Origin of the sequence: Desulfovibrio gilichinskyi (assembly GCF_900177375.1) — a bacterium.
Taxonomy (GTDB): Bacteria; Desulfobacterota; Desulfovibrionia; order Desulfovibrionales; family Desulfovibrionaceae; genus Maridesulfovibrio; species Maridesulfovibrio gilichinskyi.
Window position 1 is genome coordinate 684,198 of sequence record NZ_FWZU01000001.1, and the last position, 17,172, is coordinate 701,369.

A 17,172-nucleotide genomic window follows, 5' to 3' on the forward strand; every position below is an offset into this window, starting at 1 on the left:
TGATAACGAGTTGTTAAGCATTGTCAGCACTTTCATCTGCGGATGGATAATTCTGTTCTTCAAGTGGTAAATTACGAAGTGAATTAACTTCCTGTTCTAGATTGGACATTCTAGTACGGCAGGTGCGCAACTGTCCGGAAAGACGAAGCTTATCAGCCATGAAGTAAACCAGACAAAGAAATGCACCAACACAAAATGAAATTAATATCAAAAGATAATAATGAATAGGCTGACTTGTAAATGTGTAATTAAACAAATCCATAGAAAGAGTTATTTCTTTGGAAAGTTCAGTGGTATTCTGAATAAAGAACACCATAGAAACAAAAAATAGGATAACCAGAGCCAGTACCTTCAAGTAACGCATGAAACCCTCCTTAGTGTTACTACTCGACATAGCTGTCGAATAACGGCTTGAGTCTACTATAAGTTGAAGACAAGTGTTGCGGAATTACTGTAGTTTCTCCGAACACCGCCATAAACGAAGCATCTCCGTTCCACCGTGGAACTAGTTGAAAATGGAGATGGGCTGCAATACCAGCTCCAGCTGCTTCCCCGATATTAAGTCCTACATTTATTCCATGCGGTTTAAATGCTTTCTCCAAAACATCACAGCTTATTGTTATATACTTCATGATCTCTGAGGTTGCTTCTTCAGTAAGATCAGTAAGTTTACTTACGTGTTTATATGGTGTGACCATAATGTGACCGTTATTGTAAGGAAACTTGTTAAGCAGAACAAAGCAATGTTTAGCTCTGAAAAGTATACATCTTTCTTTGTCTTCATCTGTACTCTCAGGAATACAGAAAACGCATTCATCAGGCTTAGGGCCTAATATGTAATCCATTCGCCACGGAGCCCATAAAACATCCATAAAAAGCAATCCTTGATTTTCAGGCTTAAAAAGACGAGAGAGTGACTGTTTTGATCATTGATAGCAATTAGCATGTCATATTTAACAATTTAAAAGTACTATTTCATATTAATTATATAATCGCACTTTAATTATCAACAACTTATGTTGCTTTAGTAATTTTTTTACTTTTTAAAGTGAGACCTTCATCGTCAGCAAACAATTCAGTAAACAATAATGATAATATAATTAATCAAAAGTGTGCATGTTCTACACGGGTTATAGCCCAAGGGCAAGAAAAACTCCGTTTTTTATCAGGATGATGGAGCCTTTAAAAATTGTATAAATTTTTAATTCTTTTTTTAACAAAATTAAATTGTTCATCCTTTCCTTTAACAATTGAATCAAGACATGCTAATTTAGTTTCGTAAAGTAATTTAGTATATTGCGGTCCGGGAATTAATCCTAATGCTTTTAAGTCATCACCTGTAATATCTACAGTTTGCAACCTCAGGTTTGTCAGGTATTGCGATATATACTTTTTAACAATATCCCGCGTAGTTCTGGCCATTATGAAAAGAACGCCTTCGAGCGGGACGGGGCTTAGAATTTTGTATATTTCACTGGGTCTTAGTTCGCCTCTTATGTTCATGATATTTCCGGCTGCCCAGAAAATAGTTTCACGTAAATGTACGAATTCACGTTTTTCTGTCTGAGAAAAACTGAAACGGTTATAAATTTGCTCAATTTTAGGTTTTGAAATTCCCATACAAATACCTAGAAAATAAATCTTCCAAATTGAAATTTCAGGCTCAAGGTAGAGTAAGTTGTACCAGCTGACAACTCGTTCAAGCTCTGCAATTACCTGTTCACGAGAAGTATTAAGTGCTAAAAGCGGATGAATTGCTTCAAGTACTCCGAGTTCATTCATTCGCTTAATACTTCCCAGAACTTCTGCTTCAGTAAAAATCAATTTCAATTCATGAACAATTCTGTACCCAGATAACTTGCTGAAAAGATTTAGTTTGAGTGCATTTTTTACCAGGCTTAAAGTTTGTCCGCCTATTTTAAAATTAAATCTTTGCTCAAATCTTATTGCACGCATTATGCGAGTCGGATCTTCGACAAAGCTGAGAGCGTGCAGAACGCGAATTGTTTTATCTTTCAAATCACGCTGAGAACCGAAAAAATCTACCAACGTTCCAAAACTGGATGGATTGATGTGAACGGCCAGCGCATTAACCGTAAAATCGCGGCGATATAAGTCCATTTTAATGGATGAAAGTTCGACCGTCGGCAAGGCGGCAGGATATTCATAATATTCAAGGCGAGCAGTCGCTACATCAATCCTTTGTCCGTCAGGCAGGATCACGACCGCAGTTTTAAATTTACGATGATATTTAACGCGCCCGGACATTTTTTTAGCCAGTTTTTTAGCAAATGCAATTCCGTCAGCTTCAACAACCAGATCCATGTCTAAATTATTTCTTGTCAGCAGCAGGTCTCTGACAAATCCTCCTACTACATAGGCTTCCGTTCCGAACTCCTCTGCCATTTGCCCTGCGGTTTCAAGAATATTAAGAATTTTATTAGGAAGGCGGTTACGCATGATATTGCGTATGTTGCGCTCCTGTTTATTCTCAGGAAATAGAGATTCAGGAATTCGCGCAGGGTCTTGAACAAGGAGATTAATAAGATCAGTGCGCGTAATAATACCAATTATTTTATCATTTTCAACAACCGGCACAAGACGTTGTTTCTGACCAAGAATAATTTCCATTACGCGATGCAGTCCGCAATCCATTTTTATTGTAGAAAAAGGATTCTGCATATAAATTTCGACATCAACATCACCTAGTTGATGCGCAAGGGCTTTATCCGCAATTTTATGCTCGAGAATACCAACACATCTCATATTCTCCATATTATCAACGACTGGAACTCCCTTTAAGCTGAACTGAGTCATACGCTCGACAGCTTGAGAAATAGTCATATTGCGAGGGATTGCCACAACCGGCTTTGACATCAGGTGTTCAATATTTAATTTAGGTGCGACCTTAGAATAAAGAATAGCGAAAAGTTCATCTCTTACTTCGGCAAGAGTACGGTCTTTAATTGTGGCGGAAGCAGCGTAAGCATGACCGCCGCCTCCAAAAGCGGAGCAGATGTCTCCAACATCAACATCTTTGGTTCGTGACCTTGCTACCAGATGTATTCTGTCGTTCATTCTTCCTAAAGCAAATAAAACTTGAACGTTTTCCATATCCATAAATTTGTGAACAAGGACTGAAAAATCTCCCACATACTCAGGCGTGGATATTTCTGAAATGACAATATCTAAATCATTTATAGTATAAGTTACAGCCCCTTCAAGAAGGTTACTGAGAAGTGAGATTTGCTGTGAAGTCATTTCCCGATTAAGCAGATCTGTTATTACATCAAGTTCCATGCCGCAGGTAAGCAGCCACTTGCCAGCTTCAAAATCATATTCCGTAGTGGAGTTAAACATGAAAGAGCCTGTGTCTTCATAAAGTCCCAGCCCGAGAATTGTCGCTTCTTCCTGATGCAAGGTAATATTTTTTTGGCGAATTTCATGAGTGAGTATGGCAACGCTTGAACCCCAAGGCTTTTTTATAATAAATTCAGGTTCTAAGTCACATTCTGATTGCATATGATGGTCGTATACATGAATTCTAAGCCCCGGGTTCTCAAGAATAGGTTTGATGTGCGAAATCCTTATTTTCCGTGAAGTATCAACGACAACAAGAAGCTTGACTGAACTATTGTCAATTTCCCGCAATTGTTTAAAATTAAAGAAATAAGTTGCACTCTCCATGTAAAAATTACGGAGATTTTTTTCCTGACTTCCAGGGAAAATAAGCGTGGCGCCAGGGTAGAGCTTACCGGCAGCAACAATCGCTGCAAGGCAATCAAAATCGGCATTTACATGCCCTGTTATAATTGTTTCTGCTTTTATCAGTTCTTCAGTTTTTGACATATTTACAATCTCACATTAATGAACGAGGGTGAAAGCGTTTGTGAAGCTGGACCAGTCGTCCGGCTTGAATATGGGTATAGATTTCGGTAGCACTGATGTCAGCATGTCCTAAAAGTAACTGCACAGTTCGCAAATCTGCACCTCCGTCTAATAGATGGGTCGCGAAGGAATGTCTAAAAGTATGCGGAGATATTGATCTTCTTATACCAGCTTCAAGCGTATATTTTTTTATTAATTTCCAGACGCCTTGGCGTGTCAAACCGTTTCCGGTGCGATTGAGGAAAATATTTTTAACATTAGGCTTAAAAGCAGGACGCCAATCTTTAATGTATTGGTTTAAGAATTCTTGAGCGGTGTAATGAATAGGGACAATCCTTTCCTTTGAACCTTTGCCGAAAATGATGAGTAATCCTGTTTGTGGATCAAAATCTTCGATCTTTAATTCAATTAATTCAGAAACTCGCATTCCCGCAGCGTATAAAAGTTCTAACATTACCTTATCTCTGAATCCAAGTTTTGTATTCAGAGCAGGGCGGGCTAAAACAAGGCGCATTTCATCGATTGAAAGAAATTCAGGAAGTTTTTTTGGTAATTTGGGGTTTTCAAGCAAAATTGCAGGATTTTCTTTCAAAAAACCACGCGAGGCGCAAAACGCGAAAAAGCCTCTCAACGATGAAAGATGTCTTGCAAGTGATCTGCTTTTAAGAGATTTTGACCTTAAATATGTAAGATAAAGTAACAAAGTTTGACTTGTTGTTTCTTCGATAGTTGAAGATTTGCTGTCTAGAAACATTTGAAATGATTCCAGATCTCGCAAATATCCATCCAGACTGTTTTCTGCAAGACCTCTTTCAATTAAAAGATGTTCCAGATAACGGTCAACCCATTGGTGTTTACAGGAAATGTTGTTTTTATTCTCAGTCATACAAAATAATCACTACACGGATGCAACCGTCTGCTCAAGTTGATTGACAGAGCAAACAAGCCCAATTAAACAGTTTCAGTAATAATGTTACAAAAACTTGAAGGAGTATATTACTAATGCCAGAATTTAAATTTGCCGACAGGATTGCAACGCTTCCACCTTATCTTTTTGCGGAAATTGACAGATTAAAAACTGAAGTAGCCGCACAAGGGGTGGATATAATCAGTCTCGGCATCGGAGATCCTGACCTTCCAACTCCGCAATTTATCATAGATGCTCTTTATGAAGCAGCAAAACGTCCGGAAAATCATCAGTATCCTTCATATGTAGGTCTTCTGACCTTTCGTTCTGCTGTTGCAACATGGTACAAGGAAAGATTCAATGTTGACCTTGATCCTAAAAAAGAAGTTATCAGTCTTATCGGATCAAAAGAAGGAATTGCACATTTCCCGTTAGCTTTTGTTAATCCTGGAGATCTTGTTCTTGTTGCATCTCCTAATTACCCAGTTTATCCTGTTGCAAGTAATTTTGCAGGCGGTGAAGTTAAGCTGATTCCTCTTTTGGATGAAAATGACTTTTTGCCTGACCTAGATGCTATTGATGCGGCAACATGGGATAAAGCAAAAGTTATTTTCCTTAATTACCCTAACAATCCGACCGCAGCTACTGCAACATCTGATTTTTTTGCGAAAGTTGTTGAAATAGCACATAAACATAATGTAATTATTGTTCAAGATGCAGCTTATTCTGAAGTTTATTACGATGAAAATAAAAAGCCGATGTCTATTCTTGAAACTCCTGGCGCGAAAGAAGTCGCTATCGAGTTTCATTCTCTGTCAAAGACATACAATATGACCGGCTGGCGTTGCGGAATGGCTGTCGGTAATGCAACTTTGGTTGCAGGTCTGGGCAAAGTTAAAGAAAATGTTGACTCAGGTATGTTTCAAGCCGTTCAGGAAGCAGGAATTGCTGCTCTCAAGCATGGCGAACCTTATGTTAAAGAATTCCGTGCAATATACAAAGAGCGTCGTGATGTCGTAGTTGAAGCTCTTAGAAAAATTAATATTTCTTGCAGAATTCCAGATGCATCCATCTTTGTGTGGGCGAAAACTCCTGAAGGTTATACTTCAGCGGAATTTGTATCTAAATTACTCAAGGAAACAGGCGTCGTTGTTACACCCGGAAATGGATTTGGGCCTGCTGGTGAAGGATACTTCCGTATATCTCTGACAGTAGACACAGAAAGACTCAAGGAGGCAGTATCACGGATTTCCCAACTATAAAGGTCTACGTCAGTCTTGGTTCTAACATCGGCGATACCGATGATAATTTAAACGAGGCTGTCGCACGACTGGAAAAATACGAAGGCATTGACCCTGAAATTTGGTCGGAAACTTATCTTACTGAACCACAGGGACTGAAAGATCAAGCTTGGTTTACTAACCAGATTGTTCGATTTGCTGTTGATCCAGAACTTTGGTCTCCGCATGGATTCCTTTCAACGCTTCAAGCGGTAGAAGGGCAGATGCAGAGAGTTAAAAAAGAGATTAACGGACCTCGAATTATAGATCTTGATCTGATCTTATTCGGTGATGAAATTGTTGACGGTGGGGACTATCTTACCGTTCCTCATTCGCGTGCAAAAGAACGTGCATTTGTTCTTTGTCCGCTTGCCGAAATTGACCCTGAACTTGTTTTTCCTGATGGCAGCAAGGTTGCTGAATTATTGTCTAAAATTAATTACCGAATCGAAGATAAAAAAATTTATCAGGATTAAGTACCAGGTCATGCTCGTTTTTTCGAGCATGACCTTTAAATTTCCAGCCCGTAAGTATTAAAACTTATGGGTGAACTACGTGCTAAAATATTATCACGGTTAAAATCAAGGCGGAATCTTATATGCTTAAGTTTGTTGTGATTGCTGTGGCTGCTTTTGTTATGTGGAAATTATTCACCGGAGAAAAACAACATAAGCAAAATCAAGATAACAAGCAGACAGAAAAAAAGATTAAAGCCGGAGAAATGGTTAAAGATCCTATTTGCGGAACTTATGTTCAAAAAAATAGTGATATCCGAGTAAAAAATGGTGAAAAAATTGAATGCTTTTGTTCATACGAATGCCGGGACAAGTATATTAAACGTATTGAATCCGGCAATGATGATTAGTACTATTTAGAAACCATCATATTTTATCTTCTACACCCTTTCAGCTATTAAGTTGAAAGGGTGTTTGTATTTTATATAATTAAAAAGGGTAGTTGTTAATGAAAATTTTTCTTGTATCCAGCTCTCTCGGTGAAATTAAGAATGCGCTGGATTTCAAACTGATCGACGGCGTTGATTTTGATCTTGATTTATCTGCTCTTAAAAAGCTGAATTTCGGAAAAGACTTGTCAGAACCATTCAAAATGGTTCCCGGGCCCTGTATAGTAAAAGCTTCTGAAAGGAGTTCACAGGGCATTCTGGATGAAGCTAGGCAGATTGTAGGACTGGGTATTAACTCGGTGATAAAGATACCAACAACGAGGGAAGGGCTTAAGGCTGCAAGTATACTTGTGGAAAATGATATTCCAGTATGTATGTTTTCAAAATGTACTCCAATCCAAGTTGTTATGGCGGGAAGACCGGGGGGAGAGTTTATTAATTTGGAATTACCCGACAATGGCCAAGAAGAAGATTTCGGAGAGCTGGTTTCAATCAATAAGCAGTATAACTTAACTTCTTCACTGATGGTATCTGGTTTTACCAAGATGGAACAAATTAACGAAGCGATTAAAGCAGGCACAGATATAATTTCAATTTCATATGAAGTTCTCACTGACCTTGTTTAAAATGAAACTATGCAAGTATAACATTAAGTTTTCCATTGAAATTTAGATTAAGTTTTTAGGAATGGAATAAATTTTAACTGTAAGCCCATTTAATAAATTATATGGTTAATTGTTTCAAACAGCATCTTAATAATCCTTAGAATTGAAATTTGAAATTGAATAGATTTTCTGACATTTGTTCAATCTGATTTAGAATATTGAGTCGCTGTCAGAAATTGCGATAAATTCAATTTAAAAGGGCTATTTTTAGATATTTAGTCTTAACTATTTGTATTAATTAAGTTTAAATACATGTCTCATAATGTAAATTATGTAAACTTTCAAAACAAATAAGGATAGTATTTGTTAAAAATTAAAGCTCTATGATTTAACATCGATAACTTACATCTATTTTTAGTGTTAAAAAGTATATACTTATGTGTTATCTATTTTACAGGTGTCTGATTATCTCAATAGTAAGAGCTTAAAAATGGATTTACAGCTATTTTGTTTAGAAATGTATATATAACTTTCAAACTTTCATTTAAATAGCTTCAAGAGTTTGCCTCTTCCCATGCTTTTCATTATTTGTTTCTGAGACAGTTATTTTAACAAATTAATTTTGAATTAATGAGGACTTCATGATTTCAAACTTTCGAACTTATAAATATCGGATGTTACTAATTGCCCTGTTTTTAATTCTTATAACCGCAACAGCATCTAAAGCCGTCGAGCCGCAAAAAGGTGACCCTTTTAATTTGTGGCTCGAAAAATATGGCGCGTGGGACATTCTGGAAGAAAATTATTCCGGCAGTGGCGATACTCCGGAATTAATAATTAAAAGGGCTCAGACAGCTTATAATCTGGGCAGATATTCCGCTTGCATGAATATCTTACAAGGGACCCCTGCTTTTGACGACAAGTCGCTCGAAATTTCGAGACTTTGGCTCGGCGGGCAAGCTCAACGAGCTTTAGGGGAGCCAATTAAATCAGTGATTTGGTTTAGCCAGGCTGCCCGTTTTATGAGTCAGAATTCAATGAGTGAAAAATTTAACGCTGAGCCAAATTTAAAAACGGTTTGGTTTGATGTTTGGCGGTCATTATATTGGTCCATTCTTGTGACTTCCGGATCAGCTCGTGAAGCGCAGGATATGATTTTGAACCAATCCTTTGATCAAGCTATGAATGTTTGGCCGACTACTTACTTCATAATTAATACTGAACCTGTTTTTAAGAAGACTCTTGCAAAAGGTTTTGAGTTTAAACCGACTGTGCGTAATTCTACTATCATTAATGATAAAGACCGTGAGTTGATAGCAATGTCGATTGCTGCATCAAGCTTGGGTGATTGGAGTAAGTCCGGTTCTATTCTTGAAAATGTCAGTAACTCAACGGTTAAGACTTTTTGGAGCTCCGTAAATAGTTATTTGGAAACCGGCAAAAACCCAGTTGAGACGGTTGATACCTTTAAAGAGCAAAATCTTGTTAGTGCATGGTCATTTTTTAAAGCTGGAGTGATGGAACCGGCATATGAATCCCCCACTCTTTGGAAAATGGCAGCACCTGCCTCCCCTGCTTGGAATGCATTTAGAAGCAAGCTTATGTCTATGTCTCCCCAGGAAGCCCTTGATACCATTGACCGCGAAACAGGATCTTTGCTTCTTTCAGAGGACTTAGTCAGTGCCTTACAAAATTATAAATTAGCTTTTGCATTCTTAACCGGTGATATGGAGTTAACAAAGAAAATTTGGGGTCAACTCGACCATAATACCCTGCCGATGAGTCTCCGTATTGCCGCAGGTATAGCGTTTAAACCTGATTTGTCAAAAATAGTCAGCAGCTCTGATGCCGGCCAAAATTCAAATTTATTCATAATTTCAGGACTTTGTGATGCTGCTGAAGTTGAATATTTCAAAGATATCAATGCTCCTTTTTGGAAGCCTCTTTCCGGAAAGGAATTCAATGTACAGGTTAATACCAAGCCGCTGGACAGATTGCTTTTATTTTCAGAATTATTAAGCGACAGTGCAAAGCAGCTTGATGACAGTATTGCCCGAAGATGCGCTTTTCTTTTTCCAAATTCAGAACTAGGTGCTAAAAGTTATATCTACCTAGCAGATAATGCTGCAACAAATAGAGACTTTAAACTTTCCGCTTTTTATTTAAAAAGAGTCGATCCTGAAAAGTTTGGATCTGAGATGCATCTCAAATGGCTTATCGCCGCTGTTGAGTATGATTTAGCGGTCGGAAATGAAGGTAAAGCTCTAAACGCGTATAATGAAATATTAGAATCTGGAGGGGGTCTTCCTCCTGAAAAAGAGTTAAAACTTGCTCTTTTAATACAGCAAAAAGGTGATTTGAAAAAAGCTCAAGCTATACTTGAAAGAATATGGAGTCGAAGCGACAATTTAAGTAACGAATTAAAAGCTGAAATTCTTTTTTGGATTGCTGAAGGAGACCAGGCAATGGGAGATAAAGAGAAGGCTTTAAAAAGTTATTTGGAGCTGGCGTTTAAATTCCCGGAACAAAATATATGGGCTGTGACTGCCATGTATAGAATTTCAATGATCTATGAACATAAAGGTCAGTTTGAGACTGCTAAAAAATTCTTAAACAGTGTGATTAAAAATGCTGACAGGCCGGCTCAAAAAGAAGCTGCAAAAGCAAGACTAAGTGCAATTGAAACAAAACTAGCCAAAACAGGAGCAGGAAAAGAAGCTTCGTTTCCGTTCTAGTTTTATGATTAAACAGTTGGCCCTATGAGCAGGGCCAACTGTTTAAATTTATGAATAAATTTGATGTCCTGAATATTTTTCGCGAGGGATCGCATAAAAAACACTTTCATCTGATGTAGGTGAATAATGTCCTACTTTAAAAACATAATTTTCAAGTTCTTCCATTAGCAAAAGTGGAATTTCTAAAAATTGTTTTTTAGAATGATAAAAACATATTGCGAGTTGAGTCCTGCTCGATTTTATTAACTCAAGAGCTCCATTCAGCATAGGAACTTCTGCATTTTCGATATCACAAAAAAGAAAATCCAATTTTTTTAAAGATAATTTTCCGGCTTCCTCGCTCAATGAGCAAAGAGATATTTCACAAACATTTTCTAAATTACCGGTTGGAGAAACATAACTAGCAGATCCATTTTTTACGAATTCTTTTTTTACAGAATTGCTCCACAAGCCTTTAGCAATAAGTTTAAATTTTGGGGATTGATCTAAAAAATTCCAATTTTCTTTGCTGAGAGCCTCCATACCTTGAGGCTCAAATCCGAAAAGATTTACCAGTTTTTTACATTGCTTAACCATAAAGACAGCTTCACGTCCGTCGCAAACTCCACCTTGTGCTGCATATTCAACCTGAGCAAGATCAACAAAATCAAAATAGCTACACGATGTGTGTTCTGGATATAAAGCAGTTAAGTTATGCTCTTTTTTAAATTTTAGCTCAGGGACACCATCAGTTGAAATTACTGTATTTGTAAGTTTAGAATCTAATGAGCGAGCATCACATAAATCCATAAAGAGCTTTTTATCATCGTCAGTATCAAGCATTTCACATATTCTAGTAATTTCACTCTGTGCGGATTTTAACTCTTCAGGTAAAAAGATATAGTCAAAAAATTTAGACCATGCAAAAAATGAAATATTATTAACACCATTTTCCTGTAAGACATTTTTTATATCTAAAAAGTAAAGTGAACAGACTAGGATAAGAGTTAATTTATCTTGTTGAAGACTTAGTTCTTTAGGTGAAAGAATTGGCAGGCCATAAATTATTCCAGTTTTAAAAGAATCTCCAAAAGCAATTATACTAATGTCAGGTCTAACTTGTTTTAGCATTTTGTATGATTCTTCACCTCCCTTCCCTGTTCCATAAATACAGATCTTCGCATTTAAAGGGATATTATTAGGATGTGTAAATTGGATACTTGAATAATCCATAGTTGAATCTCCTGATTTAATTTTAAAGAGTAGTAGAAAATTATTTTAAGTAATAGCGTAGCCCCTATTACTTTCTCCAAAATTCAGGAACACAAAGAACAATTACTGTATAAATTTCTAACCGTCCAAGCAACATATTAAAAATCAAAGCCCACTTACCTACATCAGGTATATGTGCAAAATTATTAGCAGGGCCTACAGTCCCAATCCCAGGACCGATATTTCCCAGACATGCAAGTGATGCGGCAAATGAGGAAACAACGTCAACTCCTGTAGCCGCGACGACAAGTCCGCAAATCACAAAAAGCCCTATCCAAAGGACAGAAAATCCAAGAATATCATTCATTGTTTCCGGTTTAACAACAGTTTTTCCGAGTTTTACTCTGTTTACTGAGCGTGGATGAATAATTCTGAAAACTTCCTGATAGGATTGTTTTAAAAGAAGCATAATTCTAAGGTGTTTCATGCCGCCGCTGGTTGATCCCGCGCATCCTCCCAAAAACATACAAAACAGAAGTAATCCTTGAGCAAGTGCAGGCCATAATTCATAATCTGCGGTTGCAAAACCAGTGGTACTCATAATTGAGGCAACCTGAAAAGAGGTATATCTGATTGTATCAGTGACAGTTTCATAAGTATGGGAAGAATAGACTGAGATTGTAACTATAATGGTTATTAGCAATGTTACGGTTGCAAAAAATTTAAACTCAGGATCTCGCCATAAAAGCAATGGACGCCCTTTCAGCATTTGATAATGAAGGCTAAAATTTATTCCGGCTATAATCATAAAAAAGGTAATAACGTAGTCGATATAAGCACTATTAAAATACGCAACCGAAGTGTTTTTAGTTGAGAATCCTCCAGTGGCGAGTGTCCCGAATGTATGGCAGAGCGAATCGAAAAAATCCATCCCCCCGAACATTAGAAGAATGGCTTCAATAGCGGAAAAAAGCAGATAAACTTTCCAAAGAACCATGGCGGTATCTTTGATTCGCGGCTTAAGCTTATCTGGAACCGGTCCGGGAACTTCTGCTTTATAAAGCTGCATCCCCCCGACTCCGAGAAATGGTAAAATTGCAAGCGAAAGAACAATTATCCCCATTCCACCTAGCCAATGGGTAAGACTCCGCCAAAACAGAATACCCTTTGCAACGCTTTCAATATCCGTCATTACCGAGGACCCTGTTGTTGTAAAGCCTGACAGAGACTCGAAAAAACAGTCGACGTGATTTGAAAAAACATCACCGAAATAAAAAGGAAGACTTCCGAAGAATCCTGCAGCTATCCATCCTAGAGCAACAATTGCCATTCCTTCTCTATGACTTAATCCCTGATTTGCATCACTGCTTCGAAAAGCAAAAAATAAACCTACCCCGCAAACACAGGAAATGACCATGGATTCAATCAACGGGATTATGCCGGAATCCTGATAATACAATGAAAAAGCAAGCGGCATCAGCATTGTAATACCTACACATAAAATCAAGGCCCCGATAATGTGCAAAACTACCTTCCAACGCATTAATAAAACTCCAGCTTAGTCGTCAGTGCGTTTTCTATTTCAGGTATGTTTTTGCGTGTTGAAATAATCAGGAGTCTGTCATTAGGCTCTATCACTGTGAGGCCCGTAGGAATTATTACATCCTCTCCCCGCTGGAAACATAAAATCAGTGCGCCCTTAGGCAAGTCGAGATCCTTAATCGGTTTACCGACTATTCCTGAATTTTCCTGAGCAATAGCTTCGAGAGCTTCAGCTTCTTCACCTTTAATTGAAACAGCAGAAATAACTTTTCCTTGTCTGACAAAATGCAAAATTGAATTAATTGCAGAAAGTCTGGGGCAGACAAGGTGATCAATTCCGATAGGCTGAATTAAAGGAATATATGCAAAATTATTTATGCGGGTAATTGTCTTATGCGCGCCTAAGTTTTTAGCAAGCAGGCAGGACAGGATATTCATTTCTTCATCACCGGTAACTGAAATAACCATGTCCAGTTCACCGACATTTTCTTCTTTGAGTAATTCCTGATCAGTTCCATCGCCTTGCAAGACAATAACACGGTCAAGCTTTTCCGATAGTTCTGCGCACCGATCAGGATCTTTATCCAGAAGACGTGTATGATGATTTTTGTTGTCCAGAGCTTGCGCCAGCAGAAAACCGACATTTCCTCCGCCTACAATAAGAACTTTCCTAATCGGGTCTGAAAGAATGCCAGCCTGCCTGAGTAGTGCTTCTTGCTGATCACGAATGCAAGCAAAGTAAACGATATCCCCTTCTTGAATAGTGTCCAGTCCGCCGGGAATTATAAGCCTGTCTTTACGGACCAAAGCAGCAATAACAACATCAAGATCGATAAGATGCTCTTTGATATTCATAAGAGTTACCCCGATAAGGGGGCTCGCATTTGGAAGCTTGACTCCGATCAAACGAACCTTATCACCGACAAAATCATTAATTTCCACAGCTCCGGGAACACTCATGATTCTAAGTATTGATTCAACAACTTCTTCATCGGGATTAATCAGAGTATCTATTCGCAGATCACCCTCAGTGAACATTTCAGGGTATTTTGTATAATCTTCATTTCTGATACGTGCGAGTTTTATAATTTTGGGAGCGATTCTATTAGCCATAAAAGTTGAAATCAAATTAATTTCATCTTTATCTGTCACAGCCAGAAAAATATCAGCATCAAGAACTCCAGCCCGCTCTAATATTTCAGGATTTGAACCTGATCCAAGTATCGTTTGAACATCCAAGGTATCAGCAACTTTGCTTAAGGCTTTGGAGTCTTTGTCAATAACAACAACTTCCTTACTTTCACCGGAAAGTCGCCTGGCAACATTGAATCCAACTTCTCCGGCTCCAACGATTATAACCCTCAAAAGTAACTCCTCATGTGAAATCCAATACAGCTGAAAATCAAAAATAACTGCCGCTAATAACTGAAATTAATATTTGTTTTTGATACCGCAAAGATAATAAAATTACTATCGACTTTTTATATAAAAAGTAAACAGATTTGAGTTAAAAAAAAAGTCCGTCGCAATATGCGACGGACTAAATATTTCAATGCAAAAACAGTATCTTGTAAAACTATGCCATCTTATTCACGGCAGCGTGAAGGCGAGAAATTTTACGTGATGCTGCGCGAGCATGAATGACTTTCTTAGTAGCAGCGGCATCAAGAACGGATGTAGCTTTACGAAGAGCTGTTGCTGCAAGTTCAGTATCGTTTGCGTCAACTGCTGCGCGTACTTCTTTTACAACGTTTTTGATACGAGTACGTACCATGTTGTTGCGTGAGTTACGAACGAGGCTCTGACGGTGTCTTTTGAGTGCGGACTTATGATTAGCCAAGGTATTTCTCCTGTATCTTAAATTTGTATTTCTTTCTCCGGACAGCCGGAGTTACGTTCAAACAAAATGGGTCTCTAACTAAAATAAGCCGTTATTGTCAAGCATTAAAATATTCTTGGATCAAAAAATATAATAAAAACTCGTTAAAATAACAAACCTATTTATTAAGAAACCTTTTTAAACTTGAAGAGCACTAAAATCAGCCAATCTACTTAGTCTGTCTACCAGAGCCTTAAGAAGATTTAAGCGATTAATTTTTAATGATTCATCATCACTGATAACCATTACGTTATCAAAAAAGTCATCCACAAAAGGTCTCAATTCATCAAGTATTCCAATGAGTTTTGTGAAATCATCATTTCCCCACAGTTCTTCGAATCTGGCAGCAGTATCATCAAGCTTTGCAGCAAGAGCTTTTTCCTGAGGTTCAATCAGTTTTTCAACTTCATAACCGCCAGTCAAAATTATTCCTGCTTCACTGCCCTGTTTTCTGATAATGTTCGATGCTCGTTTAAAAGTAAGCACCGACTGCTCAAATCCATCTTTTTTTGCAAATTCAGATAAAGCTTCAACTCTAGCTTTTAAAGCATTAACATCTCTGAATCCAGCACCTAAAGCAGCGTCAACAACTCTTGTTTCGTAACCTGTTCCAGTAAAGTAGGCACGAAGTCTGCTTGAAACAAATTCTCCGAGTTTCTCAAGAATTTCTGCTTTATCAAGTTTCCACTTAATATCCTTTGAATAACCGTCATAAGCCATGTCGAAGATTTCGAGGATGTCGACACTTAATTTGAATTCAAGGATCATCCGAATAATACCAAGGGCAGCGCGCCTGAGAGCGTAGGCATCGTTAGCACCGGTAGGTATTTTATTTAATCCGAAGCAACCGACTAGAGTATCGGCTTTATCGGTAATGGATATTATAGCTCCACCAATTGTAGAAGGTATAGGACTTTCTGGTCCTGCAGGTAAATATTGTTCGCTGATAGCTTTGCAGACAACTTCCTCTTCGCCTTTCTTCAAAGCGTAGATTCCGCCCATCAGACCTTGCAACTTGTCAAATTCATTAACCATTTCAGAAACTAAATCTGCCTTGGCAAGTCTTCCGGCACGGGCCATTTCTGTCTGCAAATCAGGATCGACTTTGCCGGCAATCAATGCAGCCAGATTTTCCATCCTGCGTGATTTATCGCCCATTGTTCCCAAAGGTCCAAGAAATACAACATGTTCAAGTTTTTCCAGCCAGAAGCTAAGTTCAGTACCTAGATCTTTAGCCCAGAAAAAACGCGCATCTTCAAGTCTTGCTTTAAGAACTTTTTCCCACCCTTTGCGTACTAAATCTATATCCTTAGGAATAAGATTTAAGGTGCATAGAAAATGAGGGAGCAGGCTTCCGTCAGATTTTTCAATACCAAAACATTTTTGATGACTTTCCATGCTGGTCAGTAAAACTTCTTTAGGAAGTTCAAGGAAAGATTTATCAAAATTTCCAATGATCGGCATAGGAAGTTCAACGAGGTTGCTGACTTCTTCCAGCAGACTTTCTTTCCAGACAACAGTACCGCTTAGTTCAGACGCAAGTTTATTACCTTCTGAACGAACAAATTCTCCACGTACTTCCGGTGAAATAATTACGGAACAATTCTGTTCAATAATATTAAAATAGTCAGAAGCAGAAGTTACATTCCACGGACCTGCGCCCATAACACGATGACCGTGGGTCTGACGCCCTGCAGTCAGACCTGCCAGCTCAAAATCAATGACCTGGTCACCGCAAAGGCATAAAAGCCAGCGAAGCGGTCTTGCAAAAGCGAAGTCGAGGCTGCCCCACTTCATCTTTTTGGGAAATGAAAGTTTTTTAATTGCTGTAACACATATTTCAGGAAGAATTGAGACAGTTGCAGATCCGCCGACTGTTTTTTTAGCCCCGAGATAGTCACCTTTATCAGTTTTAATGATATAAATATCTTCCAGGGTGATGCCTTGAGACTTCGCAAAACCTTCACAGGCTTTAGTAGGTTTTCCATCTGCATCGTAAGCGATTCTGGCTGGAGGTCCTGAAACTTCCTCTTCAACTTTTCGCTGATCAAGCGCTATATCAGTCACAAAAACACTGAGTCTGCGCGGAGTTGCAAAAGCGGAAATTTTTGCAAAATCAATCAACTGCTCATTTAGCAAATCATTGAATATTATTTTGATATCCTCGCCCAGACGTGGAACAAAACGGGCGGGCATTTCTTCAATACCTATTTCGAGAATAAAATCGGCCATATCTAATTC

Annotated in this window: 14 protein-coding genes; 5 read left to right on the forward strand and 9 right to left on the reverse strand. The window is 38.2% G+C overall.

Annotated elements, in window-relative coordinates; translation table 11 throughout:
• Nucleotides 1-13: 13 nt before the first annotated feature.
• The 4 genes from B9N78_RS03225 to xerD all read right to left on the reverse strand — a co-directional run bounded on the left by B9N78_RS03225 (nucleotide 14) and on the right by xerD (nucleotide 4,774).
• Nucleotides 14-364, reverse strand: coding sequence for a LapA family protein (locus B9N78_RS03225; protein ID WP_085098199.1), 351 nt, complete (start codon nucleotides 362-364; stop codon nucleotides 14-16).
• 19 nt (nucleotides 365-383) lie between these two features.
• Nucleotides 384-872, reverse strand: a complete 489-nt coding sequence (locus tag B9N78_RS03230; protein WP_085098202.1) for an HIT family protein — start codon at nucleotides 870-872, stop codon at nucleotides 384-386.
• 310 nt (nucleotides 873-1,182) lie between these two features.
• Nucleotides 1,183-3,849 carry a CBS domain-containing protein gene (locus B9N78_RS03235; protein ID WP_085098205.1) on the reverse strand — a complete coding sequence of 889 codons (2,667 nt, stop codon included), beginning with the start codon at nucleotides 3,847-3,849 and terminating at the stop codon, nucleotides 1,183-1,185.
• 10 nt (nucleotides 3,850-3,859) lie between these two features.
• A complete protein-coding gene (gene xerD, locus B9N78_RS03240; protein WP_085098208.1) occupies nucleotides 3,860-4,774 on the reverse strand; it encodes a site-specific tyrosine recombinase XerD in 915 nt (304 codons plus the stop codon).
• Between the two features lie 116 nt (nucleotides 4,775-4,890).
• Here xerD and B9N78_RS03245 point away from each other — a divergent pair, with 116 nt between their 5' ends.
• The 5 genes from B9N78_RS03245 (at nucleotide 4,891) to B9N78_RS03265 (ending at nucleotide 10,319) form a co-directional block, all read left to right on the forward strand.
• Complete coding sequence (locus B9N78_RS03245) at nucleotides 4,891-6,057, forward strand: LL-diaminopimelate aminotransferase (protein ID WP_085098210.1); 1,167 nt, start codon at nucleotides 4,891-4,893, stop codon at nucleotides 6,055-6,057.
• A complete protein-coding gene (gene folK / locus B9N78_RS03250) occupies nucleotides 6,054-6,551 on the forward strand; it encodes a 2-amino-4-hydroxy-6-hydroxymethyldihydropteridine diphosphokinase (protein ID WP_085098213.1) in 498 nt (165 codons plus the stop codon). Before B9N78_RS03245 ends, folK begins: the two co-directional genes overlap by 4 nt.
• A 122-nt stretch (nucleotides 6,552-6,673) precedes the next feature.
• Nucleotides 6,674-6,940, forward strand: a complete 267-nt coding sequence (locus B9N78_RS03255; RefSeq protein ID WP_085098216.1) for a transcriptional regulator — start codon at nucleotides 6,674-6,676, stop codon at nucleotides 6,938-6,940.
• Nucleotides 6,941-7,038: 98 nt separating this feature from the next.
• On the forward strand, nucleotides 7,039-7,605 hold the full coding sequence (locus B9N78_RS03260; protein ID WP_085098219.1) for a transaldolase family protein: 567 nt from the start codon (nucleotides 7,039-7,041) through the stop codon (nucleotides 7,603-7,605).
• 620 nt (nucleotides 7,606-8,225) lie between these two features.
• Nucleotides 8,226-10,319, forward strand: a complete 2,094-nt coding sequence (locus B9N78_RS03265; RefSeq protein WP_085098222.1) for a tetratricopeptide repeat protein — start codon at nucleotides 8,226-8,228, stop codon at nucleotides 10,317-10,319.
• A gap of 48 nt (nucleotides 10,320-10,367) precedes the next feature.
• Here the strand turns inward: B9N78_RS03265 and B9N78_RS03270 are convergent, their stop codons facing one another.
• The 5 genes from B9N78_RS03270 to glyS form a co-directional block, all read right to left on the reverse strand.
• Nucleotides 10,368-11,531, reverse strand: a complete 1,164-nt coding sequence (locus B9N78_RS03270) for an FkbM family methyltransferase (RefSeq protein ID WP_085098225.1) — start codon at nucleotides 11,529-11,531, stop codon at nucleotides 10,368-10,370.
• Between the two features lie 67 nt (nucleotides 11,532-11,598).
• Nucleotides 11,599-13,053: a TrkH family potassium uptake protein gene (locus tag B9N78_RS03275; protein WP_085098228.1), complete on the reverse strand. Its 1,455-nt coding sequence runs from the start codon at nucleotides 13,051-13,053 to the stop codon at nucleotides 11,599-11,601.
• The gene (gene trkA / locus B9N78_RS03280) at nucleotides 13,053-14,417 is read right to left on the reverse strand and encodes a Trk system potassium transporter TrkA (RefSeq protein WP_085098231.1); all 1,365 of its coding nucleotides are present in this window, start codon (nucleotides 14,415-14,417) and stop codon (nucleotides 13,053-13,055) included. The genes B9N78_RS03275 and trkA overlap by 1 nt, the downstream gene beginning before the upstream one ends.
• A gap of 211 nt (nucleotides 14,418-14,628) precedes the next feature.
• Nucleotides 14,629-14,892, reverse strand: coding sequence for a 30S ribosomal protein S20 (gene rpsT, locus B9N78_RS03285; RefSeq protein WP_085098234.1), 264 nt, complete (start codon nucleotides 14,890-14,892; stop codon nucleotides 14,629-14,631).
• Nucleotides 14,893-15,069: 177 nt separating this feature from the next.
• Nucleotides 15,070-17,163 carry a glycine--tRNA ligase subunit beta gene (gene glyS / locus B9N78_RS03290; RefSeq protein WP_085098237.1) on the reverse strand — a complete coding sequence of 698 codons (2,094 nt, stop codon included), beginning with the start codon at nucleotides 17,161-17,163 and terminating at the stop codon, nucleotides 15,070-15,072.
• Nucleotides 17,164-17,172: the final 9 nt, after the last annotated feature.